We start from the raw sequence: 25,590 nt of genomic DNA on the forward strand, positions 1-25,590 counted from the left end.
CGACTGATCATCTCTCCGCTGATCACCTCCTGAAGGGAACACCCGCACATGACCACCAGCACCGGCTTCGACGTCCGCAGGATCGGCGGCCGCATCGGCGCCGAGATCCTCGGCGTGGACCTCTCCACCGACCTCGACCCCGCCGTCGTCACCGAGATCAACTCCGCGCTCCTGGAACACAAGGCGCTCGTCTTCCGCGACCAGAACCTCGACGACGCGGGCCAGCTCCGCTTCGCCTCCCTCTTCGGCGACCTCACCACCGCGCACCCGACCGTCCCCTCCGTCGACGGCCAGCCCCAGATCCTGCCCGTCGACGGCGACGAGGGCATCCGCGCCAACCAGTGGCACACGGACGTCACCTTCGTCCGTACTCCCCCGAAGGCGTCCACGCTGCGCAGCATCGTGGTCCCGCCCTACGGCGGAAACACCCTCATCGCCAACTCGGCCGCTGCGTACCGGGATCTCCCCGAGCCGCTGCGCGAGCTGGCGGACAAGCTGTGGGCCGTGCACACCAACGCCTACGACTACGCCGCCCCGAAGAGCGAGAAGGCCGCCGAGCACCGCAAGCGCTTCGTCTCCCGGAAGTACCGCACCGCCCACCCGGTCGTCCGCGTCCACCCCGAGACCGGGGAGCGCGGGCTGTTCATCGGCGGCTTCACCCAGAGCATCGTCGGCCTCAGCCCCGCCGACTCCCGCGACCTGCTGCGCATCTTCCAGTCGTACGTCACCCGCCCCGAGAACATCGTGCGCGTGGCCTGGACACCGGGCGACCTCGTCCTGTTCGACAACCGCATCACCCAGCACTACGCCCCCGACGACTACGGCGACCTGCCACGCCTGCTGCACCGGGTGACCGTGGCGGGCGACGTCCCCGCCGGTGTCGACGGCACCCTCAGCCACGTCATCGAGGGCGATGACGCCGCCCACTACACACCCACCGCGGCCTGAGCACCTGGGCAGCCGGGCAGGGGACACCCTCCCCCCGCCCGGCTGCCCGCCTGCGACGGACGCCGACGGAGGCCGTACCGGATAATGCGCCCATGAGGATCTCAGCCAGGGCGGACTACGCGGTACGTGCCGCGCTTCAGCTCGCCGCGTCACGGGATGACGGGCCGCTGAAGGCCGAGGCCATCGCCGACGCCCAGGACATCCCGCACAAATTCCTCGAAAGCATCCTGAACGACATGCGCCGGGGGGGTCTCGTGCTCAGCCAGCGCGGCGGCAACGGCGGCTACCGGCTGGCCAAGCCCGCCGAGTCCATCAGCATCGCCGACGTCATCCGCACCGTGGACGGACCACTGGTCTCGGTACGCGGGGTACGCCCCCCGGAGCTCTCCTACACCGGCCCCGCCGAGTCGCTGCTCCCCCTGTGGGTCGCGCTGCGGTCCAACGTGCGCGAGATCCTGGATGGCGTGTCGCTCGCCGACGTCGCGTCGGCCCAACTGCCCGCCGCTGTATCCGCGTTGACCGACGCACCGGGCGCCTGGGTGAATCCCTGACACATTGGGTCACTCACAGCCGATCTCATAAAGCGAGATGGTGGCATCCGTCATACGGACAACCTCTTGGGATAGACGCCGCCTTCTGCCACGATCCCTATCAGTCAGGTAGGAAAACTAGGAATACACGGGGGTGGCCATGAGAACGCTCGACCGCACTGGCCGGTTGCTGCCCCTTCTGACCTCGCGTCGTCACATCGACCTCGGCCGTACGTCCAGTGCCATCTGTCGGCCTCTCTGACGCCGCAGAACCTGACTCTGTCCGAACCAGCACCACCTCCTGGCCCGCTCCGCCGTCGGCCGGGTGAAGGACTGTCCGGCTCTCTCCCGCTGACGACTCCCCCCCCACGTCCCACTTCTCGGCCCGCGACGGCAGGTGTGCCGTCGAGGCCGAGGAGTGGAGTGCTGGCGCGTGCCGGCAAGCAGTACGCCTCGCATATCCGTACCTCCCCGATCGCCCATCCCTGAGAGGACACCGCCGTGTCTGCCGCAAGACCGCTCACCACCCTGCGCACCCTCGCCGTCATAGCCGCGCTGCCCCTCCTGCTCACCGCCTGCGGCTACGGTTCCGACTCCACTGACGACGACAAGCAGACCGAGGTCGCGGCAGGCGCCAAGAAGCTCTCCGCCGACGAAGTGAAGATCGGCTACTTCCCCAACCTGACACACGCCACCGCTCTGGTGGGCGTCCAGGAGGGCCTGCTCCAGAAGGAGCTCGGTGGCACCAAGATCAAGGCGTCCACGTTCAACGCCGGCCCCTCCGAGATCGAGGCACTGAACGCCGGGTCCATCGACATCGGCTGGATCGGCCCCTCGCCCGCCATCAACGGCTACACCAAGTCGAACGGCAAGAACCTGCGCATCATCGGCGGTTCCGCCTCCGGCGGTGTGAAGCTCGTCGTCAACCCGGACAAGATCAAGTCCCTGGACGACGTCAAGGGCAAGAAGATCGCCACGCCGCAGCTCGGGAACACCCAGGACGTCGCATTCCTCAACTGGATCGCGGACAAGGGCTGGAAGGTCAACCCGGACAGCGGCGCGGGCGATGTCTCCGTGGTCCGTACGGACAACAAGATCACCCCGGACGCCTACAAGTCCGGCTCCATCGACGGCGCCTGGGTACCGGAGCCGACCGCCTCCAAGCTGGTCGCGGAGGGTGGCAAGGTGCTGCTGGACGAGGCCGATCTGTGGCCGGACAAGAAGTTCGTGATCACCAACATCATCGTGTCGCAGTCCTTCCTGAAGGATCACCCGGACGTCGTCGAGGCCGTGCTGCGCGGCTCGGTGAAGACCAATGAGTGGATCAACGCCAACCCGGAGAAGGCGAAGTCTTCCGCGAACGCGGCGCTGGAGGAACTGTCCGGCAAGGCCCTGCCCGCCGAGGTCATCGACCCGGCCTGGAAGTCGATCACCTTCCTCGACGACCCGCTGGCCGCCACCCTCAACACGGAGGCGGAGCACGCGGTGAAGGCCGGTCTGCTGGAGAAGCCCGACCTGAAGGGCATCTACGACCTCGCACCGCTCAACAAGGTCCTCAAGGCCGAGGGCAAGGACGAGGTCGACGACGCCGGTCTCGGCGCCGAGTAACCGCAACCGGACACGATGAGTTCCCAGGAGGTGACGACCATGGCCACCACGGTCGCCGAGGCTGCCGAGGACGCCCCGGCGGTGACGCACGCCGCCCGTATCGAGCACGTCTCGAAGTCCTTCCCCGCGCCGGGCACGCCCGGCGGACAGCAGCTCGTTCTGGACGACATCACACTCGATGTCGCGCCGGGTGAGTTCGTCACCCTCCTGGGGGCCTCGGGCTGCGGCAAGTCCACCCTGCTCAACCTGGTCGCGGGACTGGATCTGCCGTCCGCCGGCTCGATCCACACGGCCGGCCGGCCCGCCCTGATGTTCCAGGAACACGCGCTGTTCCCGTGGCTGACCGCGGGCAAGAACATCGAACTCGCGCTGAAGCTGCGCGGGGTCGCGGGGCCGGAGCGCCGTCCGGAGGCGGAACGGCTGCTGGAACTCGTACGGCTGCGGGGCGCATACGGCAAGCGGGTGCACGAACTGTCCGGCGGTATGCGCCAGCGCGTCGCGCTGGCCCGTGCGCTGGCCCAGGACAGCCGGCTGCTGCTGATGGACGAGCCGTTCGCCGCGCTGGACGCGATCACCCGTGACGTGCTGCACGACGAACTGACCCGTATCTGGAGTGAGACGGGACTGTCGGTGCTGTTCGTGACGCACAACGTGCGGGAGGCGGTGAAGCTCGCGCAGCGAGTGGTGCTGCTGTCCTCGCGGCCGGGGCGCATCGCCCGGGAGTGGACGGTCGGCATCGCGCAGCCGCGCCGCATCGAGGACGGCGCGGTCGCCGAGCTGTCCGTCGAGATCACCGAGGAACTGCGTAGGGAGATTCGCCGCCATGGCCAGCACTGACACCGGCGTCGACGTCACGAAGGACGGCTCGTCGGCGGCCGGGGAGCCCCGGGACACACAGGATCTGGCGAGGCTGGAGGCAGGGCTCGACGCGCTGGAACCGGTGCAGGCCGGCCGCACGCCGCTGCGCGAGACTCTGATACGCAAGGTGCTGCCGCCCCTCGCCGCCGTCGCCCTGGTGCTGGTGGTCTGGCAGCTGCTGGTGTGGGCCGAAGTCGCCCCCGACTACAAGCTGCCCGCGCCGTCCGCGGTGGGGGACGAGGTGACCGACGCCTGGCGGCAGGGCACCCTGCTCGACTACATCTGGACCAGCGTCTCGCGCGGCCTGCTCGGCTTCCTGATGGCGCTCGCCATCGGTACGCCGCTCGGCCTGCTGGTCGCCCGGGTGAAGTTCGTCCGAGCCGCCATCGGCCCCATCCTGTCCGGTCTGCAGTCCCTCCCCTCGGTGGCCTGGGTGCCGCCCGCCGTGCTCTGGCTCGGCCTCAACAACTCGATGATGTACGCCGTGATCCTGCTCGGCGCGGTCCCCTCCATCGCCAACGGCCTCGTCGCGGGCATCGACCAGATCCCGCCGCTGTTCTTGCGGGCCGGGCGGACGCTGGGCGCGACCGGACTGAGAGAAGCCCGGCACATCGTGATGCCGGCCGCCCTTCCCGGCTATCTGGCGGGCCTGAAACAGGGCTGGGCGTTCTCCTGGCGTTCGCTGATGGCCGCCGAGATCATCGCCTCCTCACCTGATCTGGGCGTCGGCCTCGGCCAGTTGCTGGAGAACGGCCGGAACAACGCCAGCATGTCGCAGGTGTTCCTGGCCATCTTCCTGATCCTGCTCGTCGGCATCGCCATCGACCTGCTGATCTTCAGCCCGCTGGAACGGCGGGTGCTGCGCAGCCGGGGACTGCTGGTGACGCGCTGAGCGAAGGTCCCGATCGCGGATGGAGGCGCGGACTCCTCCCGAATCTCGCGGCTCGAACGTCAGAAAACGGTGAACCAGGCCGCTGCTCCGCATGGGGGGCGGCTGGGGAGTTTTTCGTCGCTGGGGGGAGGCTCTGGGGAGTTCCGGCGGCATAAGCCGGTACCCCACCGAAAGACGCTGAAAGAAGCGTCACCGCAGGTCAGGGACTCAATGGGCAACAAATATCCCTGGTCAGCGCCCCACCCCCGGGACCTCCATGCCGAAGGTGCCCTGGAGGGTGGGGCGGGTGGTGAACAAGGGGGCTCCTCACTGCACGGCGGTCCGTCCCGCGATCGTACGGATGCGGTGGGGTCGGAGCGGGGCCGGTGTGAGGGTTGTGTCACTGCGGCCGTGCGCTGAGCGTTCGCTCTTTCGCCGGGCGGGGAGTCATGTGACACTGGCGTACCCGTCCGTATCGCGGGCCGCGTCCGCCTCGTCCTGACGAAAGAGCGCCGTGCGTTCTCTGCCCCTGCCGCTCGCGCTCACCGCGCGCATCTCCCCCGTGGCCGTGCTCGCCTGTGCGGGCTGGGCGTTGACCTCCGGTCCGCTCACCTCGGCGCAGAGCACCGACGCCGCCACGCCGCAGAAGCCCCCCTCGCGGTCGCAGAGCGCGCCGTCCTCCACGGCGGTGTCGAAGACGTACGCCTCCGCGCCCGCGCCCTGTGCGGGGGTGGCCGCGAAGACCGTCGCCTCGCTGGTGCCGGGGGCGAAGGCGGAGGGCAAGGAGATCCCCTCCACCGACACCACGCTGCGCCGCACCTGCTCCTGGAACGCCCTCAAGGGCTACGACTACCGCTGGCTCGACGTCTCGTTCGAGCTGATGGACTCGGACGAGGCGGCGAAGGCCTCGTACAAGGAGCGGGTCGGGGACAAGAGCGGCGGCGGGGCGGTGCCGGGGCTCGGCGACGAGGGGTATTCGGTGGTCAACCTGGCCACCGAGGACAAGCAGCAGACCCGTGAGGGCACGGTGTTCGCGCGGGTGGCCAACGCGCTGGTGGTCGTGACGTACAACGGCAGCGACTTCGAGACGCAGAAGGCGCCCGGCACGGACGAGATCAACAAGGGTGCGATCAAGGCGGCGAAGGAAGCGGTGGCCGCGTTGCGGGCCGGCGCGAAGAGCTGAACTCCTCGGACCGGCCCGCTCGTTCGCGGTCGGGGCGGGTCAGGCCGTGGTCTGCTCGCGCCTTCCGCTCAGCAGCATCAGGGCGACGTAGAGCGCCATCGAGGTGCCCAGGCCCACCGCCCAGCCGTAGTCGGCGAGCGGCTCAAGGGCGGGGACGGGCCGGCCGTCGATGAGCGGTTCGAAACTGGCGCCGCCGACGGCGAGGACACCGCCGACGACGAAGGCGACGACCGCCCGCCAGTTCCAGCCGCCGTCGTACCAGTACCGTCCGCCCGTGCGGTACAGGTCGCTCAGGTCGAGCCGGCCGCGGCGCAGGATCCAGTAGTCGGCGATGAGGATGCCGGCGACCGTGCCGAGCAGTCCGCCGACCAGGCCGAGCCAGGTGAAGATGTAGCCCTGCGGGTCGGAGTACAGCTTCCACGGGAAGATCAGCACGCCGAGGACGCAGGTGGCGAGGGCGCCGGTCCGGAAACTGATCTTCCGGGGCGCGATGTTGGAGAAGTCGAACGCCGGTGAGACGAGGTTCGCGGCGATGTTGACCGACAGGGTCGCCACCAGCACCGTGACCAGCGCGAAGAGCAGGCCGACGGCGTTGTCCGTCTTGGCGGCGAGCTGGACCGGGTCCCAGATGGTCTCGCCGTAGACCGCCTGCGAGCCGGAGGTGACCATCACCGACAGCAGCGCGAACAACGTCATGGTGGTGGGCAGGCCGAGCGCCTGTCCCCAGGTCTGCGCCTTCTGGGACTTGCCGTAGCGGGTGAAGTCGGGGATGTTCAGCGACAGCGTGGACCAGAAGCCGATCATCCCCATGAGCGACGGCCAGAACAGTTTCCAGAAGTCGCCGCCCCAGCCGAGCTTGGAGGGCTGGTCGAGCAGCGGGCCGAAGCCGCCGGCCTTGTCGCTCATCCAGACCAGCATCACGAGCGCGCCGACGAGGACGAAGGGCGCGGCCCAGTTCTCGAAGCGGCGGATCGTCTCCATGCCCCGGTAGATGATCGCGACCTGGATCGCCCAGAAGATCGCGAACGACAGCCACATCGTCCAGGCGTACCCGCCGATCTTCCCGGCGTCGGTCCAGCCGTTCCCGATGAGTTTGCCGGCGAGGAAGTAGATCGCCTCGCCGCCGATCCAGGTCTGGATGCCGAACCAGCCGCACGCCACCAACGCCCGTACGACGGCGGGGAGGTTGGCGCCGCGGATGCCGAAGGAGGCGCGGGCGAAGACCGGGAAGGGGATCCCGTACTTGGGTCCCGCGTGCCCTGTGAGCAGCATCGGGACCAGCACGATCAGGTTGGCCAGCGCGATGGTGAACACCGCCTGCTTCCAGTCCATGCCGACGGCGATCAGACCGGAGGCGAGCGTCCACGACGCCGTGTTGTGGGCCATGCCCACCCAGAGCGCGGAGAAGTTGTACGTGGTCCAGGTGCGCTTGTCGACGGGGACCGGCAGCAGGTCCTCGTTGGCGTAGGGGCCGCTGGGCTGCGGCGAACCGGGAGCGATCTCCACCCGGCCGTCGGCGAGGGTGACTTGGGCGGTCGGGGGTATGGCCGTGGGAGCGGTGTCGGTCATGGGCAGGCCAATCAAACGAGAGGTGGGTCCGGAAAGGCCGTGCGGGTCTTTCGGCCCCCTCCCCGCCTTGCGCGTCGGGGAGGGGAGAACTGGGGTGGGGGGTCGGGGAGCCCGACTCCGGGCCGCGGGTCAGGCGTTGATCGCGGGGATGACCGTGGCGCCGTAGGCGTCGATGACCTTCTCCTGCGCGTCGTGCATGTCGTAGAGGGCGAACTGGTCCACGCCCAGCTCGCGCAGGGCCCGGAGCTTCTCGATGTGCCGCTCGGGGGGGCCGATCAGGCAGAACCGGTCGACGATCTCGTCGGGGACGAACTCGGTGTCAGGGTTGCCGCTGCGGCCGTGGTGGGAGTAGTCGTACCCCTGGCGGGCCTTGATGTAGTCGGTGAGTTCCTCCGGGACCTGGGCGGAGTGCTCGCCGTACTTGGACACCAGGTCGGCGACGTGGTTGCCGACCATGCCGCCGAACCAGCGGCACTGGTCGCGGGCGTGGGCGAGGGCCTCGGGCGAGTCGTCGTCGGTGACGTAGGCCGGGGCGGCGACGCAGATCGTCACCTCGGAGGGGTCGCGGCCGGCGGCGACGGCGGCGTCCTTGACGGCTTTCACCATGTACTCGGTGAGGTAGAGGTCGGCGAGCTGGAGGATGAAGCCGTCGGCCTCCTCGCCGGTCATCTTCAGCGCCTTGGGGCCGTAGGCGGCCATCCAGACGGGGAGTTCGGCGCCTTCCCCGATCCAGGGGAACCTGACGACGGTCCCCCCGAGGTCGGCCTCCTGGCCCGAGCCGAGAGCCCTGATGACCTTCATCGCGGCGCTGATCCGGGCGAGGGTGTTGGGGGTGCGCCCGGCGACGCGCATCGCGGAGTCGCCCCGGCCGATGCCGCACACCGTGCGGTTGCCGAACATGTCGTTGAGGGTGGCGAAGGTGGAGGCGGTGACCTCCCAGGTGCGGGTGCCCGGGTTGGTGACCATCGGGCCGACCGTCAACCTGCTGGTGCTGGCGAGAATCTGACTGTAGATCACGAACGGCTCCTGCCAGAGCACGGCGGAGTCGAAGGTCCAGCCGTGGGTGAAGCCGTTGTTCTCGGCCCGCCGCATGAGGTCGATGACCTTCGAGGCCGGCGGATCCGTCTGCAGGACGAGTCCGAAGTCCATGGCGCCGCTCCCTAGTTGAGGTACTGACAGGTCGAGCGCGGGGTGTAGACGCCGTGACCGGCGCGTCCGGTGAACTCCCGCTCGGTGATGACTTGTTCGCCCCGCGACAGGACCGTCTCGACGCGGCCGGTGATCCGCCTGCCCTCGTACGCCGAGTAGTCGACGTTCATGTGATGGGTCTCGGCGGAGACGGTCTGCTCGGCGTGCGGGTCGTAGACGACGATGTCGGCGTCCGCGCCCGGGGCGATGGTGCCCTTCTTCGGGTACATGCCGAACATGCGGGCCGGTGTGGCGCAGGCGATCTCGATCCAGCGGCGGCGGGAGATGCGCCCGTCGACGACCGCCTGGTGGAGCAGGTCCATCCGGTTCTCCACGCCCGGCAGGCCGTTGGGGATCTTGGAGAAGTCGCCCCGGCCCAGCTCCTTCTGACCCACGAAGCAGAAGGGGCAGTGGTCGGTGGAGACCACCTGGAGGTCGTTGGTGCGCAGGCCCTGCCACAGCTTGGCCTGGTGCTCCCGGGGGCGCAGCGGGGTGGAGCAGACGTACTTGGCGCCCTCGAAGCCGGGTTCCGCGAGGTTGTCCGTGGACAGGAACAGGTACTGCGGGCAGGTCTCGCCGAAGACGTTCAGGCCCTCGTCGCGCGCCCGCGCCAGTTCGGCGACCGCCTCCATCGCCGAGACGTGCACCACGTACAGGGGCGCGCCCGCGACCTGGGCGAGCCTGATGGCCCGGTGGGTGGCCTCGGCCTCCAGCAGGGCCTTGCGGACCTCGCCGTGGTAGCGGGGGTCGGTCTCGCCGCGGGCGAGCGCCTGCTCCACCAGGACGTCGATCGCGATGCCGTTCTCGGCGTGCATCATGATCAGACCGCCGTTGTCGGCGGAACGCTGCATGGCGCGCAGGATCTGCCCGTCGTCGCTGTAGAAGACGCCGGGGTACGCCATGAACTGCTTGAAGGAGGTGACGCCCTCCTCCACCAGCAGGTCCATCTCCTTGAGCGTCTCCTCGTTCACGTCGGAGACGATCATGTGGAAGCCGTAGTCGATCGCGCAGTTGCCCTCGGCCTTGGCGTGCCAGGCGTCCAGGCCCTCGCGCAGGGTGTGGCCGACGCTCTGCACGGCGAAGTCGACGATGGTGGTCGTGCCGCCCCAGGCGGCGGCCCGGGTGCCGGTCTCGAAGGTGTCGGAGGCGAAGGTGCCGCCGAACGGCAGCTCCATGTGGGTGTGGACGTCGACCCCTCCCGGGATGACGTACTTCCCGGTGGCGTCGATGCTCCGCTCGGCGGTCCAGGCCTCGGCGGCCGGGGTGCCGGAGGCGGCGAGGGCGGCGATCCGGCCGTCCTCGATCAGGACGTCGGCGTGGATCTCGTCGGACGCGGTGACGACGAGACCGTTCCGGATGACGGTACGGCTGCTCATGGGTTGACTCCGCTGGGTTGTGGTCGTGTGCGGGTCGTCGTGGGCCGGTGGCGCTCACGCGGCGGAAGCCGCATGTCAGGCAGGGCCCCGCGCCCCGGGAGGGCCGCGCCCTTCACGAAGCGCGGGTCACCGCCTGTGTCACGGAGCCGTCAGCGGCTCGTACGCCTCGGGGCGGCGGTCGCGGTAGAACTGCCAGCGGTCGCGCACCTCGCGCAGCTTGGCCATGTCCAGGTCGCGGACGACGAGTTCGGGTTCCTTGTCGCTCGCCACCTCGCCCACGAACTGGGCCTCGGGGTCGACGAAGTAGGAGGTGCCGTAGAAGTCGTTGTCGCCGAGCTCCTCCACGCCGACCCGGTTGATCGCGCCGACGAAGTACTCGTTGGCGACGGCCGCCGCGGGCTGCTCCAGCTGCCAGAGGTAGGCGGACAGGCCGCGTGAGGTCGCCGACGGGTTGAAGACGATCTCGGCGCCCGCCAGGCCCAGGGCGCGCCAGCCCTCCGGGAAGTGGCGGTCGTAGCAGATGTAGACGCCGATCCTGCCGACGGCGGTGTCGAAGACGGGCCAGCCGGCGTTGCCGGGCTTGAAGTAGAACTTCTCCCAGAAGCCCTTGACCTGCGGGATGTGGTGCTTGCGGTACTTGCCGAGGTAGGAGCCGTCGGCGTCGATCACGGCCGCCGTGTTGTAGAGGACGCCGGGCTGCTCCTCCTCGTACATCGGCAGCACCAGGACGATGCCGTGTTCGCGGGCGAGCTCCTGGAAACGGCGCACGATCGGGCCGTCCGGGACGCGCTCGGCGTACTCGTAGAACGCGGGGTCCTGGACCTGGCAGAAGTACGGTCCGTAGAACAGTTCCTGGAAGCACAGGACCTTCGCGCCCTGGGCGGCCGCGTCGCGCACCGCCTGCTCGTGCACCTGGATCATCGATTCCTTGTCGCCGGTCCACGCGGTCTGGAAGACGGCGGCACGGATCACTCGGCTCATCGGGACCTCCGGTCGCTCGGTGTGCTGGGGCGGACGCCGGCTCCGACGTCTGCTCCAGGAGCGTAGGAAGCGCGCATCCGGGCTTTGAGTTGCACCGTGTCACGTCTGCGGGTGTGCGGCGTGCCACCGTGTCACGTGTTCCTCGGTCCATGTTTCACAACCGTTTTCCCAGGTCGTCAGGGGTTTCAGGCTTGTTGCGCGTCATGCGCGAGGAGCGCGATGTGGACGGACGCCGCCTGTTCGAAATCGTCGAGGTCCACACCGAGCCGGCTCTCTATCGCCTCCAGCCGGCGGTACAGCGCGGGCCGGGAGACATGGTGGAGCTGGGCGGTGCGGGACTTGTTGCGGCCGGTGGCCAGGTAGGTGCGCAGGACGGCGAGCAGGTCCTCGCCTGCCGCGCACAGCAGCCCGTCCAGCTCGCGTTCGGCGAAGGACTGCACATGCGGGTCGTCGCGCAACAGGCGTACGAGGCCCCGCAGATGGACGTCCCTCAGCCGGACGACGGCCGGGAGGTCGAGGGCGGCCGAGGAGCCGGCGACGGCGTCCGCGACGTGCCGGGCCTCGCGCAGGCCCGCAGGCACGTCGTCCCAGGCGGTCCGCGGTGCGGCCGCGGCGACGACGGTGCGGGGCTCCCCCGTCTCGGTGCGCAGCCGGGCGGCGAAGTGGGCGGCGAGCGCCTCGGCGTCCTGGTCGCGGGCGAGACTGAGCAGGACGGCGGTGGCGTCGTCGGTGAGCTCGGCGACCAGGCCGGACAGACCGAGCAGGCGCAGCAGCCTTTCGAGCCGGCCGGCGCCCGCGTCGCGGACGACGAGCGGGACGAAGGTGCGCCGGTTGACCGGCAGTCCGGCCGCGCGGGCGCGGGGCAGCAGTTGGCGGGCGGGTACGACGCCGGAGACCAGGTCGGTGAGGAGGCCCTGCGCGGACTGCTCCTCCCAGGTGTGGGCGGTGGCGCCGCCGAGCATGCGGTGCAGGACGAGGGCCTCGGCGGCCCGGTCTGCGAGCAGCCGTCCGCCGGCGGTGTCGCCGCGGTAGCCGCACAGCATGATCTGCCCCCAGCGTTCGCCGCGCCCGCCGAGTTCGGCGCGGATCCAGCCGTCGCCCTCGGTGCCCCCGGCCTGGCGGGCGATGCGCTCCCAGTCGCGCAGCACGTCGTCGACCGCGGCCCGCTCTCCTGCGGTGGCGAGGACGCGGTGGGCGAGGTTGGTGACGACGACGGGGCAGCCGGTGTGGTGGACGATCTCGTCGAGGAGGCTCTGCAGCGGGGCGCCGGCGGTGATGAGGCCGGTGAGGGCGGTGCGCACCGCCTCGGACAGGCTCACGGCGGCGAACTTGCTCCGTACGAGCCGGGACTGGACCTCTTCGGTGAGTTCGGCGAAGGGGAAGGGCCGGTGCAGGACGATCATCGGCAGTCCGCACCGCTCGGCGGCGCGGCGCATCGCGTCCGGGGTGGCCGGGAAGGCCCGTCCGAGGCCGAGGACGACGGCGGCGGCCTCGGCGCGGTGCAGGGAGCGGACGTAGTCGGCCTGGGCGTCCTCGTCGCCGGCGAGCAGCACGCCGGTGGTGAGCACCATCTCGCCGCCGCTGAGCATCACGCCGACGTCGGCCGCCTCGGCGACGTGCACCCAGCGCACGGGGCGGTCGAGCTGGGCGGAGCCGGCCACCACCTCGGGCTCACCTGCCGACACCCGCTCCAGCGACAGCACTTGACGGATCGTCAGTGTCGGCCGCAGGGGCTCGGGGGACTTCGGCGGCTCGAAGGGCTCCATGGGCCCCCGGTAGTCGAAGACGGTGGTCATGACGGTGTTCCCTCGCTCGTCCGCTCACTCACGTCGCCGTCACCGGGTGCTCCGGAGCGCGCCGTCGAGGATCGCGGCGCCCTCCTCGGCCTCGGCGACGGTCAGGGACAGCGGCGGCGCGACGCGCAGGGCGACGGTGTCGTGTCCGCCGCCCTTGCCGACGAGCAGGCCGCCCGCGCGGGCCGCCGCCAGCACGGCCGCCGCCCGGTCCGGGTCGGCCCGGTCGGTGCCGGGCCTGGTCAGCTCGACGCCGATCATCAGCCCGCGCCCGCGCACCTCCCGTACACCGGGGTCCTGGGCGGTGACCGCCCGCAGCCGTTCGATGAGCAGCCCGCCGACCCGCCGGGCGTTGCCCTGGAGGTCGTGCTCCAGCAGGTAGGAGAGGTTGGCGAGGCCGGCCGCCATGGTGACCTGGGTGCCGCCGAAGGTGGAGATGCTGTTGGCGTCCAGGCAGTTCATGATCTCGGCGCGGGCGACGACGCCGCCGATCGACATGCCGTTGCCGATGCCCTTGGCGAAGGTCACGATGTCCGGCGGGCCGTTGCTGCCGTGCGCCTGCCAGCCCCAGAAGTGCTCGCCGGTGCGGCCCCAGCCCGTCTGCACCTCGTCGGCGATCCACAGGATCCCGTGGGCGTCCAGCACTTCGCGGAACGCCGCGTAGAGCCCGTCCGGAGGTGAGGTGAAGCCGCCGACTCCCTGGATCGGTTCGGCGATCAGCGCGGCGGGCGCGCGGGTGTGCCCGAGCAGGTCCCGCAGGTCCTCGACGCAGGCCGCGATGAAGTCGGCGTCGCCCAGGTCGGCGTACGGGCCGCGGGTGCGCACGCCGCCGTGGACGTACAGCGTCTGGAGCGGGGACAGGGAGGTCGGGGACCAGCCGCGGTTGCCGGTGATGCCGACCGCACTGAAGGAGCGGCCGTGGTAGCTGTTGCGCATCGCCAGGACGGTGTTGCTGCGCCGGTACGTCGCCGCCAGCAGCAGGGCGGTGTCGTTGGCCTCGGTGCCGGAGGTGGTGAAGAAGACGCGGGCGTCCGGGATGCCGCTCAACTGGGCCACCCGCTCGGCCAGTTCGATCATGGGGCGGTTGAGGTAGAGCGTGGAGGAGTGGATGATCCGTCCCGCCTGCTCGCTCACCGCCTTGGTCACCTCGGGCAGGGCGTGCGCGGTCATCGTCGTGAGGATGCCGCCGAAGAAGTCGAGGTACCGCCTTCCCTCGGCGTCCCAGACGTGACGGCCCTCGCCGTGCGTGATCTCCAGCGGGTCGTCGTAGTACAGGGCGAGCCAGTCCGGCATGACCCTGCGGTGGCGGTCGTACAGTTCGCCGCTCATGGCCGCACCAGCCCTTCGTAGGCGTCGGGGCGGCGGTCGCGGTAGAAGGCCCACGTCTGCCGCACCTGCTCGACGAGGTCGAAGTCGAGGTCGCGGACGAGGAGTTCCTCGTCCCGGTCGCTGCCCACCTCGCCGACGAACTGGCCGCGAGGGTCGACGAAGTAGGACGTCCCGTAGAAGTCGTTGTCGCCGTACTCCTCCACGCCGACCCGGTTGATCGCGGCGACGAAGTACTCGTTGGCGACGGCCGCGGCGGGCTGTTCGAGCTGCCAGAGGTGGGAGGACAGGCCGCGGTGGGTGGCCGACGGGTTGTAGACCAGCTGGGCGCCGTTCAGGCCGAGCTGCCGCCAGCCCTCCGGGAAGTGGCGGTCGTAGCAGATGTAGACGCCGACCCTGCCGACGGCGGTGTCGAAGACGGGCCAGCCGGCGTTGCCGGGTTTGAAGTAGTACTTCTCCCAGAAGCCCTTGACCTGCGGGATGTGGTGCTTGCGGTACTTGCCGAGGTAGGAGCCGTCGGCGTCGATCACGGCCGCGGTGTTGTAGTAGAAACCGGACTGCTCGATCTCGAAGACCGGGACGACGATCACCATGCCCGTCTCGCGGGCCAGCTCCCGCATACGGCTCACGGTCGGGCCGTCGGGGACCGGCTCGGCCCAGCGGTAGTGCTCCGGTTCCTGGACCTGGCAGAAGTAGGGGGCGTTGAAGACCTCCTGGAACCCGATGATCTTCGCGCCCTGCCGGGCCGCCTCACGGGCGTGCTCCTCGTGTTTCGCCACCATGGACTCGGTGTCGCCGGTCCAGGTGGCCTGGACCAGAGCGGCACGTACGACATTGGCCATGAGCTGCTCCTTCGACGGGAACGTCAGAGCCTCTACACCCGTAGACGATGGCCGTAGAGGGACGAACGTAAGCCTCCGGGACAGGCTTGCCAAGACCATCGCCGTCAACCCGCGGTGTCGATCGCGTTTCACCCCTGTGGGCGAGCGGCGGGGCGTACCGCGTACGGGGCGGCGGGTTGGGCGCTGTCGGGCAGGGCGCTGTCGCGGGGGCGGGCGGGACCGGGGCCCGGCCCGGTTCGGCACCCGCGTGGCCCGGCTTCTCTCGGCCTTCGCTCGGCTCACGGGGTGAAGCCGGCCGCCTTGAGGGCGTTCTTGAGGTCGCGGCGGCGGTCCTTCGAGACGGCCCGGGCGGCCTCCATCAGCAGCGGGACGAGGAGGTGCGGCTCCGGTTCCGCGCCGCGGGCGACGTCCTCGGGGGTGCGGACCCGGACGAACGCGTCGAGCAGCGCCTGCGCCTCGCGGCGGCGCGACTGCGCCGTCAGCACGCTGACCGCCTTGCCGATCTCCTCGGCCGGCCGTACGACGCCCTGCCGCAGAACCTGCTCCCCGTCGGCCGCGCGCCCCGCCTCGGTCAGGGCGTCCGCCACCGCCACCAGCCGTTCGGCGGGCAGCGAGGCCGCCTCCCACAGCAGGGTCGCCCAGTCGGCGTTCAGCCCGGCGTGCTGAAAGCCGTCCGCGAGCAAAGGAATCCGGGCCGCGGGGCCGTACGCCAGCTCCACGAGGAGCGCGTGCGCCTCACCGCTGCGGCCCTCGCCGCGCAGCCGCACGAGCCGCTCCACCACTTCGGTGTGCTCGGGGTTCCGCGGCCCCGTGTGGTCCGGAACTTGCCTCTCCGGTCGCGCGTCGTCTGTGGTGGGCCTCGCCGACGGCTCTGTCCGAGGGGGCTGGAGGGGATCCTGCCCCGGGTGCGCTTCGGCTGCGGCACCGGCGAAGCGGGCGCCCCGCGGGGTGCGGGGCGAGGGGCTCTCGGTTCCGGTGCCGGTCCCGGGTACGGGCGTGGGCGCGGGGATCAGCGGCTCGGCCGTGGGCGGCACCACGACGGCGGCGGTGTCCTCTCCCTCGGTCATCCCGGCGAACCGAGCACTGCCCCGCCGACGTCTGCGCTGCTTGGGGGCGGGCGCGGAGGCCTCGTCGGGGGCGGGGGCGGAGGGTGCGTCGACGGTCGACGTCTCTTCGGCCCGGAGCGTCTCGGCGGGGCCGGGCCAGGTGCCGTAGCCCGCTTCGGGCGCGTGGCCCTGTCGGCCGTGGCCGCCGTCCTCCGAGGGGGCGGTGTGGTGGTACCCGGCGGTGTGGTCGTACCCGGCGGGCTCCGTCGGCCGTGCGGAGGCGTTCGCGGGTCTCCCGCTCGCACGCGGGCGGATCAGGCGGGCCGGCCCCTGGTCCTGCGGGGCAGCCGTGCGGCGGTCCAGCTCGGCGAGGCGGTGGCTGAGTTCGGCGCAGCGGGCGGTGGCTCGTTCGTGGTCGTCCTGGGCCCAGGCCAGGTCGAGACGGAGGCCGTCGGCCTCCTCCTCGGTGCCGGCGGAGGCCAGTCGGCGGCTGATCTCGGCCTGCCGCTCGGCGGTGTGGCGCTGCTCGCGGAGCATGGCGTCGAGCCGGTCGCCGAGGGCGTCCCGCCCGCCGGGGCGGGCGTCGTGGGCGGCGACGGCGGCGGCGTGCAGCGGCCGCGCCTGTTCCGCGTCCCGGGCGGCCACGTCGGTGCCGTACTCGGCGGCGAGGTCCTGGAGCAGGGCCTCGACGACGTCCCAGGGCGGCACCTCGGCGCCTGCGAGGCAGGCCCGCATACCGTGCGGGTCGCGCTGCCAGAAGACGGCGCACCAGCCGGAGCCCTGGTCGAGGCGCGTCAGCAGACCGTCCAGGTAGTGCGCGAACTCCCGCAGCTGCGGCGGGAGCTGATCCCAAGCCATCGCTCGACTCCCGCCCGACCGGAGAACTCCGATCCGTAGAGAACACCAGTTGTGTTACAGCGGGGCTACGGTGGCCTTTCGAGACGGACGCGGCGGGCTCATTGCCCGATCTTGACCGAATGGCACACCCTCGACGGCCAGAATCACATCACGGACGCGACCACGGACGCCCGATGTCTCACCCCAGCGGCCCGACGCCCGCGAGCGCGCAGCGGTCGGCCAGCTCGTCCATCGACAGGCCGAGGGCCCGGGCGAGGGCGGAGATCGTGAAGAAGGCCGGGGTCGGGGCCCGGCCGGTCTCGATCTTGCGGAGGGTCTCGGCGGAGACGCCGGCGATCGCGGCGACCTCGGCCATGCTCCGGTCGCCACGGGCTTCACGGAGCAGTCTGCCGAGGCGCTCGCCGCGCTCGCGCTCTTCGGGGGTCAACGGGGTGCGCACCATGACGCCATTCTAATACCGGTATAGTAATTGGCATGGTGGAACTGAAGACGGACGCATCCATCGATGCCATGTACGAGACCGGCCAGGTCGTCGCCCGTGCTCTGACGGCCGTACGGGAGGCCGCGGCGGTCGGCGTCTCCCTCTTGGAGCTGGACGAGCTGGCGCACGGCGTGCTGCGCGAGGCGGGCGCGACCTCGCCCTTCCTCGGCTACCGGCCCTCCTTCGCACCGACGCCCTTCCCGGCGGTGCTCTGCGTGTCCGTGAACGACGCGATCGTGCACGGCATCCCCACCGCCTACCGGCTGCGCGACGGCGACCTGGTCTCGATCGACTTCGGCGCCCAGCTGAACGGGTGGGCCGGCGACTCGGCGCTCAGCTTCACGGTGGGCACGGCGCGGCCGGCCGATCTGCGGCTGATCGAGACCGCCGAGCGCGCTCTCGCCGCCGGCATCGAGGCGGCCGTCGTAGGCAACCGCATCGGCGACATCGCGCACGCGATCGGCAGCGTGTGCCGGGCGGCCGGGTACGGGGTCCCGGCCGGCTTCGGCGGCCACGGGATCGGCCGCCGTATGCACGAGGATCCGCCCGTCCCCAACGAGGGCCGTCCCGGCCGGGGGCTGCGTCTGCGGCGCGGCATGGTCCTGGCGATCGAGCCCATGCTGATCGGCGGCGGGACCGACGGGTACCACGAGGCGTCCGACGGCTGGACCCTCAAGACGAACGACGGTTCGCGGGCGGCGCATGCGGAACACACGGTGGCTGTCACGGAGGCGGGGCCTCGGGTTCTCACGGAGCGGGTGGCCGCGCCGGCTGTGCAGTGACGTGAGGTCGGCTGGGGCAGCGCGGTTGTGGCTGTGCCGGTGGTCGGCTGCGGCGCCGTTGTGACTGGTCGCGCAGTTCCCCGCGCCCCTCGGGGGTGCTGCCGGGCCGTTCCTGACATGGCACCGGCTGTCGGTGTGCCGGCGGTCGGCTGCGGCGCCGTTGTGACTGGTCGCGCAGTTCCCCGCGCCCCTCGGGGGTGCTGCCGGGCCGTTCCTGACACGACAGCGGTGGTTGGCGGTGTTGCCGGGGCGTTCCTGGCTCGGCTGCCGTTACGACGTGCCGGGGGTTCTTGGGCGTGACAAGGTGGAGTCTGTGGTCTCAGCGGCTCCTCGGGTGTAGCGCCGCACGGCTTGGGCACCCGTCCGCACCGGCAACCGCACGTCGATCGAACGGAACGCCATGACCAGCGGCTTCACCAGCCCGGAGGGCTACGGCGACCCCTTCGGTGAGTTCCTGGCCCGCTACTTCGGCGGGTCCCGCCCCGGCCCTCGGCAGATCAACATCGGTCAGCTCCTGAGCCAGCCCGCCAGGGAGCTGGTCCGCGGCGCGGCGCAGTACGCCGCCGAACACGGCAGCCGTGACCTGGACACCGAGCACCTTCTGCGCGCTGCTCTCTCCACGGAGCCGACCCGTACGCTGCTCAGCCGGGCCGGCGCGGACCCCGACTCGCTGGCGACGGAGATAGACGAGCGCTCGGGCCCCGCCCAGCACCCGCCGGGCGAGGTGCCGCCGCCGACCTCGCTGTCGCTCACCCCGGCCGCCAAACGCGCCCTGCTGGACGCGCACGACCTGGCCCGCTCGCGTGGCGCCGGGTACATCGGCCCGGAGCACGTGCTCAGCGCCCTCGCGGCGAACCCGGACTCCGCGGCCGGGCACATCCTGAACGCGGCCCGCTTCGCCCCGTCGGCGGGCGGCCCACGGACCGAGCCGCCGGACGCCGCGCAGCCGCGCCCGGAGCGACCGTGGCCCACCGAGACGCCCACCCTCGACAAGTACGGCCGCGACCTCACCGAGCTGGCCCGCGAGGGCCGCGTCGACCCGGTGATCGGGCGGGACGAGGAGATCGAGCAGACCATCGAGGTGCTCTCCCGGCGCGGCAAGAACAACCCGGTACTGATCGGGGACGCCGGCGTCGGCAAGACGGCCGTCGTGGAGGGCCTCGCGCAGCGCATCGCCGACGGTGACGTGCCGGACGTGCTCAGCGGCCGCCGCGTCGTCGCCCTGGACCTGCCCGGCGTGGTCGCCGGCACCCGCTACCGCGGCGACTTCGAGGAACGCCTCAACAACATCGTCGGCGAGATCCGCGCCCACTCCGACCAGTTGATCGTCTTCATCGACGAACTGCACACGGTCGTCGGCGCCGGCGGGGGCGGCGAGGGCGGCTCCATGGACGCCGGGAACATTCTCAAGCCGGCCCTGGCCCGCGGCGAACTGCACATCGTCGGCGCGACGACGCTGGAGGAGTACCGGCGGATCGAGAAGGACGCGGCGCTGGCCCGGCGGTTCCAGCCGATCCTGGTGCCCGAACCGTCGGTCGCCGACGCGATCGAGATCATGCGTGGCCTGCGCGACCGCTACGAGGCCCACCACCAGGTCCGCTACACCGACGAGGCGCTGACGGCTGCGGTGGAGCTGTCCGACAGGTACCTGACCGACCGGCGGCTGCCCGACAAGGCCATCGACCTGATCGACCAGGCCGGAGCGCGGGTGCGGCTCGGGGCGCGCACGAAGGGCACCGACGTGCGCGCGATGGAGCGCGAGGCGGAGCAGCTGGCCCGGGACAAGGACCAGGCGGTCGCCGACGAGCAGTACGAGCAGGCGACGCAACTGCGGGACCGTATCGTCGAGTTGAAGCAGCGGATCCGGGACGCCGCGCACAGCGGCGAGGTCGACGAGGGCCAGCACCTGGAGGTCACCGCCGAGGCGATCGCCGAGGTGGTGTCGCGACAGACCGGGATCCCCGTGGCGAGCCTCACCCAGGAGGAGAAGGACCGGCTGCTCGGCCTGGAGGAGCACCTGCACGAGCGGGTCGTCGGCCAGGACGAGGCCGTACGGGTCGTCGCGGACGCGGTGCTGCGCTCGCGCGCGGGGCTGGCGAGCCCGGACCGGCCGATCGGCAGCTTCCTCTTCCTGGGCCCGACCGGCGTCGGCAAGACGGAACTGGCGCGCGCGCTCGCGGAGCAGCTGTTCAGCAGCGAGGAGCGGATGATCCGCCTGGACATGAGCGAGTACCAGGAGCGGCACACCGTGAGCCGGCTGGTGGGCGCCCCGCCCGGCTACGTCGGCCACGAGGAGGCCGGGCAGCTCACCGAGGCGGTGCGCAGGCACCCGTACTCGCTGCTTCTGCTCGACGAGGTGGAGAAGGCGCACCCCGACGTCTTCAACATCCTGCTCCAGGTTCTCGACGACGGCCGGCTCACCGACTCCCAGGGCCGCACGGTCGACTTCACCAACACGGTCATCGTGATGACGAGCAACCTGGGCTCGGAGGCGATCACCCGCGGCGGGGGCATCGGCTTCGGGCCGGGCGGCGCGGACGCCGACGAGGAGGCGCGGCAGGAGCGGATCCTGCGGCCGCTGCGTGAGCACTTCCGGCCCGAGTTCCTCAACCGCATCGACGAGATCGTCGTCTTCCGTCAGCTGACCGGTGAGCAACTGCGCCGGATCACAGACCTGTTGCTGGAGGACACCCGCCGGCTGCTGACCGCACAGGACATCGCGGTCGAGTTCAGCGACGCGGCCGTCGACTGGCTGGCCGAACGCGGGTACCAGCCGGAGTACGGCGCCCGGCCGCTGCGCCGCACCATCCAGCGCGAGGTCGACAACCGGCTGTCGCGACTGCTGCTCGACGGGCAGATCGAGGAGGGCGACCGGCTGACGGTGGAGGTCGAGGACGGACGGCTCGCGTTCCGCACCGCGCCGCCCGTCCCCGCCGCGGAGCTATGACGCCGGGCGCACCACCTGCGCCGATCCGCCGCCCCGCCGTGTCTTCTCGGCGGCTGCCACCCACTTGCCGTCGGGCAGCCGCTGGACGCCGGTGGCTGCGCCGATCTCGGGGTTGAGCCGGAAGGTGTGGCCGAGGGCCTCCAACTGTTCGGCCACGTCGCTTCCGTACAGGCCGGGTTCGAGTTCGGTCTGGGCGGCGTTGCGCTGGCTGGCGCGGGGCGCGGCGATGGCGTCCACGAGCGGCAGCTTCCGGTCGAGGAAGCCGGTGAGGGTCTGCAGCACGGTGGTGATGATGGTCGCGCCGCCGGGCGAGCCGAGCGCCACGACGGGCTTGCCGTGCCGGTCGAGGACGATCGTCGGCGAGATCGAGGAGCGCGGCCGCTTGCCCGGCCCCGGCAGGTTCGGGTCGTGCACGGCCGGGTTGGCCGGGGCGAACGAGAAGTCGGTCAGCTCGTTGTTGAGGAGGAAGCCGCGGCCGGGGACGGTGATGCCGCTGCCGCCGGTCTGCTCGATGGTGAGCGTGTAGGCGACGACGTTGCCCCACTTGTCGGCCACCGTCAGGTGCGTGGTGTTCTCGCCCTCGTACGTGGTCGGCGCGGCCGTGCCGCCGGCGCCGCAGGGCGCGGGGTGACGGGGGTCGCCGGGAGCGAGGGGGCTGGTGAGGACGGCGTCGTCCTTGATGAGGCAGGCGCGTGAGTCCGCGTACTTCTGCGAGAGCAGTTCCTTGGTCGGCACGTCCTCGAAAGCGGGGTCGCCGACCCAGCGTCCGCGGTCGGCGAGGGCGATGCGGCTGGCCTCGATGTAGCGGTGCAGGTACTGGGCCTGGGTCGCCTTGGACAGGTCGGTGCGCTCCAGGATGTTCAGCGCCTCGCCCACGGTGGTGCCGCCGGAGGAGGAGGGCGCGATGGAGTAGACGCCCAGACCACGGTACGACGTCCTGGTCGGTGCCTGGAGTCGGGTGCGGTAGCCGGCGAGGTCCTTCGCCGACAGCTTGCCCGGGCGGGCGTTCCAGCCCGAGGCCGGGTCGACGGGCGGTTGGTTGACGGTGTCGACGATGTCGTCGGCGATGTCGCCCCGGTAAAGCGCGCGGACCCCCTTCTTGCCCAACTCCTTGTAGGTGCGGGCGAGGTCGGGGTTCTTGAAGGTCGAGCCGACGGCGGGGAGCCGACCGCCGGGCAGGAAGAGCCGGGCGGTGTCCGGGAAGTAGCGGAAGCGGGTCTCGTTGGCGGCGGTCTGGCTGCGGAAGGTGTCGTCGACGGTGAAGCCGTCGCGGGCCAGCCGTTCGGCGGGCTTCAGCAGCGTGCCGAGCTTTCTGCTGCCCCACTTGTCGAGGGCGCTCGCCCAGGTGGCGGGCGTTCCCGGGGTGCCGACCGCGAGGCCGCTGCTGACGGCGTCGGTGAAGGGGATCGGTTTGCCGTTCTCCTGGAAGAGGTTCGAGTCGGCGGTCCGCGGAGCGGTCTCGCGTCCGTCGATGGTGCGCACGGTACGGGACTTGGCGTCGTAGTAGACGAAGTAGCCGCCTCCGCCGATGCCGGCGGAGTAGGGCTCGGTGACGCCGAGGGCGGCGGCGGTGGCGACGGCCGCGTCGACGGCGTTGCCGCCGTTCCTGAGCACCTCGATGCCGGCCGCGGAGGCGTCGGCGTCGACGCTGGCGACCGCGCCGCCGTAGCCGACCGCGACCGGGGTCTTGGCAACGGCCGTTCTCGCGGCGGCGGGTGGGGCCGTGGCTCCCACCGAGACGACGGCGGCCGAAACCGCCAGGACCGACAGTTTCCGCGCGACAGGGCGACGCATCCGTACCTCCAGTCCGGGAACGTCCGCGCAGCGTAACCACATTCGAGTGGCCCCGACAGCCCGCCTCGGGGCACTGTCATACGACTGCCACACCCCGAACACGGGTACGTCACGGGAACGTTCGCCCGCTAGCATGCGCGCCCATGAACGACGACGTGCGCAACATCGTCCTGGGCGTGGTCGCGGCCGGCATCAGTGCCGCGCTCGGCTGGGTGGCCCGCACCTACCTGTGGAAGCGCCGACTCCGGCGCAAGCAGGCGTTCTTCGGGCTGCCGGACAACTCGGAGTCGCTGCTCGTGGTGAACCGGGGCGCGGCCGGCCCCGAGCTCGCGGTGATGCGCTACGACGTGTTCGCGCTGCTCGAACTGGCCGCGCTGATCAAGGACTGCGGCGCGCAGGCGCAGGTCGTCGCGCACGACGTGGCACGGCAGGGCTTCGGTGAGCGCACCGAGTTCTGCGTCGGCGGGCCGGCGTCCAATCGGCGGATGACGGCTCACCTCGCCTCGTTGCTGCCGGGCGTGCGGATGAACGTCGACGCCGAACCAACGCCCGACCGGGGGGCGTTGCAGATCGGCGCCGAACGGTACCGGCTGGAGGCGGGAATCACGGAGTACGTGCTTCTCGCGCGGCTCACCGTCGAGGCGAGCCCGTACAACCGGCCCGTCTTCCTCTTCTGCGGCCAGACGGCCATCACCAACCAGGCCGCGACCCGCTATCTCGCCCGCCATCACGAGCGCCTGCGGCGCAAGCACGGCAACAGCTCCTTCGTGCTGCTGCTGAAGGTCGTCAACTCGCACGCCTACGGCCCGGACGTGGTGGAGGAGGTGGCGGACGTGACGCGGGCGGCGCGGGCGCCGCTGCCCGCTCAGGCGACCGCGGCCCGCCCCTCCCACCGCGCGTCCTGACGCCCGCCCGGTCCGGCCTGACCCGTCGTCGGCACGACCAGCCCGTTGCCCGGCGAGCACAACCCGTCCGGCGCACGGCTGACCTTCTCCTCACCGGCGGGCGACCCGTGGAGCGGGCCGGTTCCGCCGTGCGAGCAGTGATCGCCGACCGTGGCCGGGCGGGTGGAGCTCTCTGGCTGGACTGCTGCCTCTGGGTCCTCGCGGACCGGATGAACGACACATCGTAGTCGAGACGACGGAGTCGGCGGGCACGCTCGGAGCCGATCGGCGGCCCTCGACGCCGAATCACCGCCCGTGGTCACAGGGCGAGTTCACCTGCCGACCCGCGGTGAGCGGCGGGGCGGCGGAGGCGCTCGCGAGAGAGGCCCGGCGGCTGACGCCGTCAGGCCTCCGCCACCTCGCCGTAGAGCTGGGACAGCTCGGGGACGCCGTTCGCCGCCCATTCGTGGCCGGCCGCGACGACGTCGAACTCACGGCCGGACGCCAGCCGTACGAGGGGGCGGCCGCCCGGCCAGACCTGCCACTGCGCGCCGGGGACGGTGCGCACGGTCACCGTGCCGAGGTAGAGCCCGGCGTCGTTGCCGAGCCACGGGAGGATCTCCTCGTCGTCGCGCCAGCGCGGCACCAGCTGGTCCAGGGCCTCGAGGGAGCGCGCGGAGTCGTCGAGGAGGACGCCTTCCCGGGCCGCCAGGGAACGCAGCAGGTCGCATTCGGAGAGCAGTTCGGCGATCCCCTCGGGGTCGGCCGCCGGTGTCGTCTCATCCTGCTTCTTGCGCCTGATGCCCAGGAACGGGATGTTCATGGCCTCAGAGTGACATTCACACCGATGTGCGCACCATAGGGGCGCGCGGGCGACCGCGCCGGGCCGGGACCCCCGTCGCCGCGCGCCGCCGCTCACACCTCCAGGTCGACGACGACCGGCGCGTGGTCCGAGGCGCCCTTGCCCTTGCGCTCCTCGCGGTCGACGTAGGCGTCCTTCACGGCCTTGGCGAACGGCTCGTTGCCGTAGACCAGGTCGATGCGCATGCCCCGGTTCTTGGGGAAGCAGAGCTGGCGGTAGTCCCAGTACGTGAACGGGCGCTCGTACTTCAGGGGGCGCGGGACGACGTCGGAGAGGCCGGACTCGCGCAGCGCGGCCAGGGCGGCGCGCTCGGCGGGAGTGACGTGCGTGGAGCCCTCGAAGGCGGCCGGGTCGAAGACGTCGTCGTCGGTCGGCGCCACGTTGTAGTCGCCCAGCACGGCGAAGGGGCGGCCGCCGGCCGCGTCCCCGGCGATCGCGGCCTTGAGGGCCTCGAACCACTGGAGCTTGTAGGCGTAGTGCGGGTGGTCCACCTCGCGGCCGTTGGGCACGTACACCGACCAGACGCGGACCGGGCCGCAGGTCGCGGAGATCGCGCGGGGCTCGAAAGCGCCCTCATAGCCCGGGTCGCCGGGCAGGCCCTTGACGACGTCCTCCAGGCCGGCCCGGGAGATCACCGCCACGCCGTTCCACCGGCCGGTGGCGTGCACCGCCGCCTCGTAGCCCAGCTCGCGCAGCTGGTCGAACGGGAACTGCTCCTCGGCGACCTTGGCCTCCTGGAGGCAGAGCACGTCCGTGCCGCTGCTCTCCAGCCAGGCCAGGAGCCTCGGCAGGCGGGCGGTGATCGAGTTGACGTTCCAGGTCGCGATGCGCATGCCTCACAACCTACCGGGCGGCACCGACAC

At 71.3% G+C, this 25,590-nt stretch carries 22 protein-coding genes; 10 read left to right on the forward strand and 12 right to left on the reverse strand.

Going from position 1 to position 25,590, the window contains the following annotated elements; translation table 11 throughout:
* Positions 1-48 precede the first annotated feature (48 nt).
* From ACIOC0_RS19975 to ACIOC0_RS20005, 7 genes are all read left to right on the forward strand, one after another.
* Entirely contained in the window at positions 49-948 is a 900-nt protein-coding gene (locus tag ACIOC0_RS19975; RefSeq protein ID WP_402156408.1) for a TauD/TfdA dioxygenase family protein, read from the forward strand.
* Positions 949-1,040: 92 nt separating this feature from the next.
* Positions 1,041-1,499, forward strand: coding sequence for an Rrf2 family transcriptional regulator (locus ACIOC0_RS19980; protein ID WP_307704398.1), 459 nt, complete (start codon positions 1,041-1,043; stop codon positions 1,497-1,499).
* Between the two features lie 139 nt (positions 1,500-1,638).
* On the forward strand, positions 1,639-1,740 hold the full coding sequence (locus tag ACIOC0_RS19985) for a putative leader peptide (RefSeq protein WP_402156409.1): 102 nt from the start codon (positions 1,639-1,641) through the stop codon (positions 1,738-1,740).
* Between the two features lie 239 nt (positions 1,741-1,979).
* Positions 1,980-3,086: an ABC transporter substrate-binding protein gene (locus ACIOC0_RS19990; protein WP_402156410.1), complete on the forward strand. Its 1,107-nt coding sequence runs from the start codon at positions 1,980-1,982 to the stop codon at positions 3,084-3,086.
* A 15-nt stretch (positions 3,087-3,101) separates the two neighbouring features.
* A complete protein-coding gene (locus tag ACIOC0_RS19995; protein WP_402156412.1) occupies positions 3,102-3,923 on the forward strand; it encodes an ABC transporter ATP-binding protein in 822 nt (273 codons plus the stop codon).
* Complete coding sequence (locus ACIOC0_RS20000; protein WP_402156414.1) at positions 3,910-4,836, forward strand: ABC transporter permease; 927 nt, start codon at positions 3,910-3,912, stop codon at positions 4,834-4,836. Before ACIOC0_RS19995 ends, ACIOC0_RS20000 begins: the two co-directional genes overlap by 14 nt.
* Before the next feature lie 493 nt (positions 4,837-5,329).
* Positions 5,330-5,998: a hypothetical protein gene (locus tag ACIOC0_RS20005; protein WP_402156416.1), complete on the forward strand. Its 669-nt coding sequence runs from the start codon at positions 5,330-5,332 to the stop codon at positions 5,996-5,998.
* A gap of 39 nt (positions 5,999-6,037) precedes the next feature.
* On the opposite strand, the gene ACIOC0_RS20010 is transcribed toward ACIOC0_RS20005, so the two are convergent.
* The 9 genes from ACIOC0_RS20010 to ACIOC0_RS20050 all read right to left on the reverse strand — a co-directional run bounded on the left by ACIOC0_RS20010 (position 6,038) and on the right by ACIOC0_RS20050 (position 17,419).
* The gene (locus tag ACIOC0_RS20010; protein ID WP_402156417.1) at positions 6,038-7,567 is read right to left on the reverse strand and encodes an NCS1 family nucleobase:cation symporter-1; all 1,530 of its coding nucleotides are present in this window, start codon (positions 7,565-7,567) and stop codon (positions 6,038-6,040) included.
* A gap of 129 nt (positions 7,568-7,696) precedes the next feature.
* Positions 7,697-8,716: a TIGR03842 family LLM class F420-dependent oxidoreductase gene (locus tag ACIOC0_RS20015; protein WP_402156419.1), complete on the reverse strand. Its 1,020-nt coding sequence runs from the start codon at positions 8,714-8,716 to the stop codon at positions 7,697-7,699.
* 11 nt (positions 8,717-8,727) lie between these two features.
* Entirely contained in the window at positions 8,728-10,131 is a 1,404-nt protein-coding gene (gene hydA / locus ACIOC0_RS20020; RefSeq protein WP_402156421.1) for a dihydropyrimidinase, read from the reverse strand.
* A 138-nt stretch (positions 10,132-10,269) separates the two neighbouring features.
* Positions 10,270-11,112, reverse strand: a complete 843-nt coding sequence (locus tag ACIOC0_RS20025; RefSeq protein WP_402156423.1) for a nitrilase-related carbon-nitrogen hydrolase — start codon at positions 11,110-11,112, stop codon at positions 10,270-10,272.
* Between the two features lie 185 nt (positions 11,113-11,297).
* Positions 11,298-12,878, reverse strand: a complete 1,581-nt coding sequence (locus tag ACIOC0_RS20030; RefSeq protein WP_402156589.1) for a PucR family transcriptional regulator — start codon at positions 12,876-12,878, stop codon at positions 11,298-11,300.
* Between the two features lie 69 nt (positions 12,879-12,947).
* Positions 12,948-14,234, reverse strand: coding sequence for an aspartate aminotransferase family protein (locus tag ACIOC0_RS20035; protein WP_402156424.1), 1,287 nt, complete (start codon positions 14,232-14,234; stop codon positions 12,948-12,950).
* A complete protein-coding gene (locus ACIOC0_RS20040) occupies positions 14,231-15,073 on the reverse strand; it encodes a nitrilase-related carbon-nitrogen hydrolase (RefSeq protein ID WP_402156426.1) in 843 nt (280 codons plus the stop codon). Before ACIOC0_RS20040 ends, ACIOC0_RS20035 begins: the two co-directional genes overlap by 4 nt.
* Positions 15,074-15,351: 278 nt before the next feature.
* Positions 15,352-16,977 (reverse strand): hypothetical protein, encoded by a 1,626-nt coding sequence (locus ACIOC0_RS20045; RefSeq protein ID WP_402156427.1) that lies wholly within the window; start codon positions 16,975-16,977, stop codon positions 15,352-15,354.
* 178 nt (positions 16,978-17,155) lie between these two features.
* A complete protein-coding gene (locus ACIOC0_RS20050; protein WP_402156428.1) occupies positions 17,156-17,419 on the reverse strand; it encodes a helix-turn-helix domain-containing protein in 264 nt (87 codons plus the stop codon).
* Between the two features lie 32 nt (positions 17,420-17,451).
* On the opposite strand from ACIOC0_RS20050, the gene map reads away from it, so the two are divergent.
* Together map and ACIOC0_RS20060 are read left to right on the forward strand one after the other, a co-directional pair.
* A complete protein-coding gene (map, locus tag ACIOC0_RS20055; protein ID WP_402156429.1) occupies positions 17,452-18,240 on the forward strand; it encodes a type I methionyl aminopeptidase in 789 nt (262 codons plus the stop codon).
* A 400-nt stretch (positions 18,241-18,640) separates the two neighbouring features.
* Complete coding sequence (locus tag ACIOC0_RS20060) at positions 18,641-21,187, forward strand: ATP-dependent Clp protease ATP-binding subunit (protein WP_402156430.1); 2,547 nt, start codon at positions 18,641-18,643, stop codon at positions 21,185-21,187.
* On the opposite strand, the gene ggt is transcribed toward ACIOC0_RS20060, so the two are convergent.
* Complete coding sequence (ggt, locus tag ACIOC0_RS20065; RefSeq protein WP_402156431.1) at positions 21,182-22,981, reverse strand: gamma-glutamyltransferase; 1,800 nt, start codon at positions 22,979-22,981, stop codon at positions 21,182-21,184. The genes ACIOC0_RS20060 and ggt overlap by 6 nt on opposite strands.
* 143 nt (positions 22,982-23,124) lie before the next feature.
* On the opposite strand from ggt, the gene ACIOC0_RS20070 reads away from it, so the two are divergent.
* A complete protein-coding gene (locus tag ACIOC0_RS20070) occupies positions 23,125-23,886 on the forward strand; it encodes a hypothetical protein (protein ID WP_402156433.1) in 762 nt (253 codons plus the stop codon).
* A 382-nt stretch (positions 23,887-24,268) separates the two neighbouring features.
* Here the strand turns inward: ACIOC0_RS20070 and ACIOC0_RS20075 are convergent, their stop codons facing one another.
* Together ACIOC0_RS20075 and ACIOC0_RS20080 are read right to left on the reverse strand one after the other, a co-directional pair.
* Positions 24,269-24,688, reverse strand: a complete 420-nt coding sequence (locus ACIOC0_RS20075) for a DUF6278 family protein (RefSeq protein WP_351092581.1) — start codon at positions 24,686-24,688, stop codon at positions 24,269-24,271.
* Between the two features lie 92 nt (positions 24,689-24,780).
* Positions 24,781-25,560, reverse strand: a complete 780-nt coding sequence (locus ACIOC0_RS20080) for an exodeoxyribonuclease III (protein ID WP_402156434.1) — start codon at positions 25,558-25,560, stop codon at positions 24,781-24,783.
* Positions 25,561-25,590: the final 30 nt, after the last annotated feature.

Source organism: Streptomyces sp. NPDC088254, from assembly GCF_044740925.1.
Classification (GTDB): Bacteria; Actinomycetota; Actinomycetes; order Streptomycetales; family Streptomycetaceae; genus Streptomyces.

Excerpts from the sequence above, each read along its gene's own strand:
- map (WP_402156429.1), top strand. The coding sequence starts at position 17,452 with ATGGTGGAACTGAAGACGGACGCATCCATCGATGCCATGTACGAGACC.
- ACIOC0_RS20015 (WP_402156419.1), bottom strand. The coding sequence starts at position 8,716 with ATGGACTTCGGACTCGTCCTGCAGACGGATCCGCCGGCCTCGAAGGTC.
- ACIOC0_RS20075 (WP_351092581.1), bottom strand. The coding sequence starts at position 24,688 with ATGAACATCCCGTTCCTGGGCATCAGGCGCAAGAAGCAGGATGAGACG.
- ACIOC0_RS19980 (WP_307704398.1), top strand. The coding sequence starts at position 1,041 with ATGAGGATCTCAGCCAGGGCGGACTACGCGGTACGTGCCGCGCTTCAG.
- ACIOC0_RS20000 (WP_402156414.1), top strand. The coding sequence starts at position 3,910 with ATGGCCAGCACTGACACCGGCGTCGACGTCACGAAGGACGGCTCGTCG.
- ACIOC0_RS20080 (WP_402156434.1), bottom strand. The coding sequence starts at position 25,560 with ATGCGCATCGCGACCTGGAACGTCAACTCGATCACCGCCCGCCTGCCG.
- ACIOC0_RS19985 (WP_402156409.1), top strand. The coding sequence starts at position 1,639 with ATGAGAACGCTCGACCGCACTGGCCGGTTGCTGCCCCTTCTGACCTCG.
- ACIOC0_RS20050 (WP_402156428.1), bottom strand. The coding sequence starts at position 17,419 with ATGGTGCGCACCCCGTTGACCCCCGAAGAGCGCGAGCGCGGCGAGCGC.
- ACIOC0_RS20070 (WP_402156433.1), top strand. The coding sequence starts at position 23,125 with ATGAACGACGACGTGCGCAACATCGTCCTGGGCGTGGTCGCGGCCGGC.
- ACIOC0_RS20030 (WP_402156589.1), bottom strand. The coding sequence starts at position 12,878 with ATGGAGCCCTTCGAGCCGCCGAAGTCCCCCGAGCCCCTGCGGCCGACA.
- ACIOC0_RS19975 (WP_402156408.1), top strand. The coding sequence starts at position 49 with ATGACCACCAGCACCGGCTTCGACGTCCGCAGGATCGGCGGCCGCATC.
- ACIOC0_RS20060 (WP_402156430.1), top strand. The coding sequence starts at position 18,641 with ATGACCAGCGGCTTCACCAGCCCGGAGGGCTACGGCGACCCCTTCGGT.
- hydA (WP_402156421.1), bottom strand. The coding sequence starts at position 10,131 with ATGAGCAGCCGTACCGTCATCCGGAACGGTCTCGTCGTCACCGCGTCC.
- ACIOC0_RS20010 (WP_402156417.1), bottom strand. The coding sequence starts at position 7,567 with ATGACCGACACCGCTCCCACGGCCATACCCCCGACCGCCCAAGTCACC.
- ACIOC0_RS19995 (WP_402156412.1), top strand. The coding sequence starts at position 3,102 with ATGAGTTCCCAGGAGGTGACGACCATGGCCACCACGGTCGCCGAGGCT.
- ACIOC0_RS20025 (WP_402156423.1), bottom strand. The coding sequence starts at position 11,112 with ATGAGCCGAGTGATCCGTGCCGCCGTCTTCCAGACCGCGTGGACCGGC.
- ACIOC0_RS20045 (WP_402156427.1), bottom strand. The coding sequence starts at position 16,977 with ATGGCTTGGGATCAGCTCCCGCCGCAGCTGCGGGAGTTCGCGCACTAC.
- ACIOC0_RS20040 (WP_402156426.1), bottom strand. The coding sequence starts at position 15,073 with ATGGCCAATGTCGTACGTGCCGCTCTGGTCCAGGCCACCTGGACCGGC.
- ggt (WP_402156431.1), bottom strand. The coding sequence starts at position 22,981 with ATGCGTCGCCCTGTCGCGCGGAAACTGTCGGTCCTGGCGGTTTCGGCC.
- ACIOC0_RS20035 (WP_402156424.1), bottom strand. The coding sequence starts at position 14,234 with ATGAGCGGCGAACTGTACGACCGCCACCGCAGGGTCATGCCGGACTGG.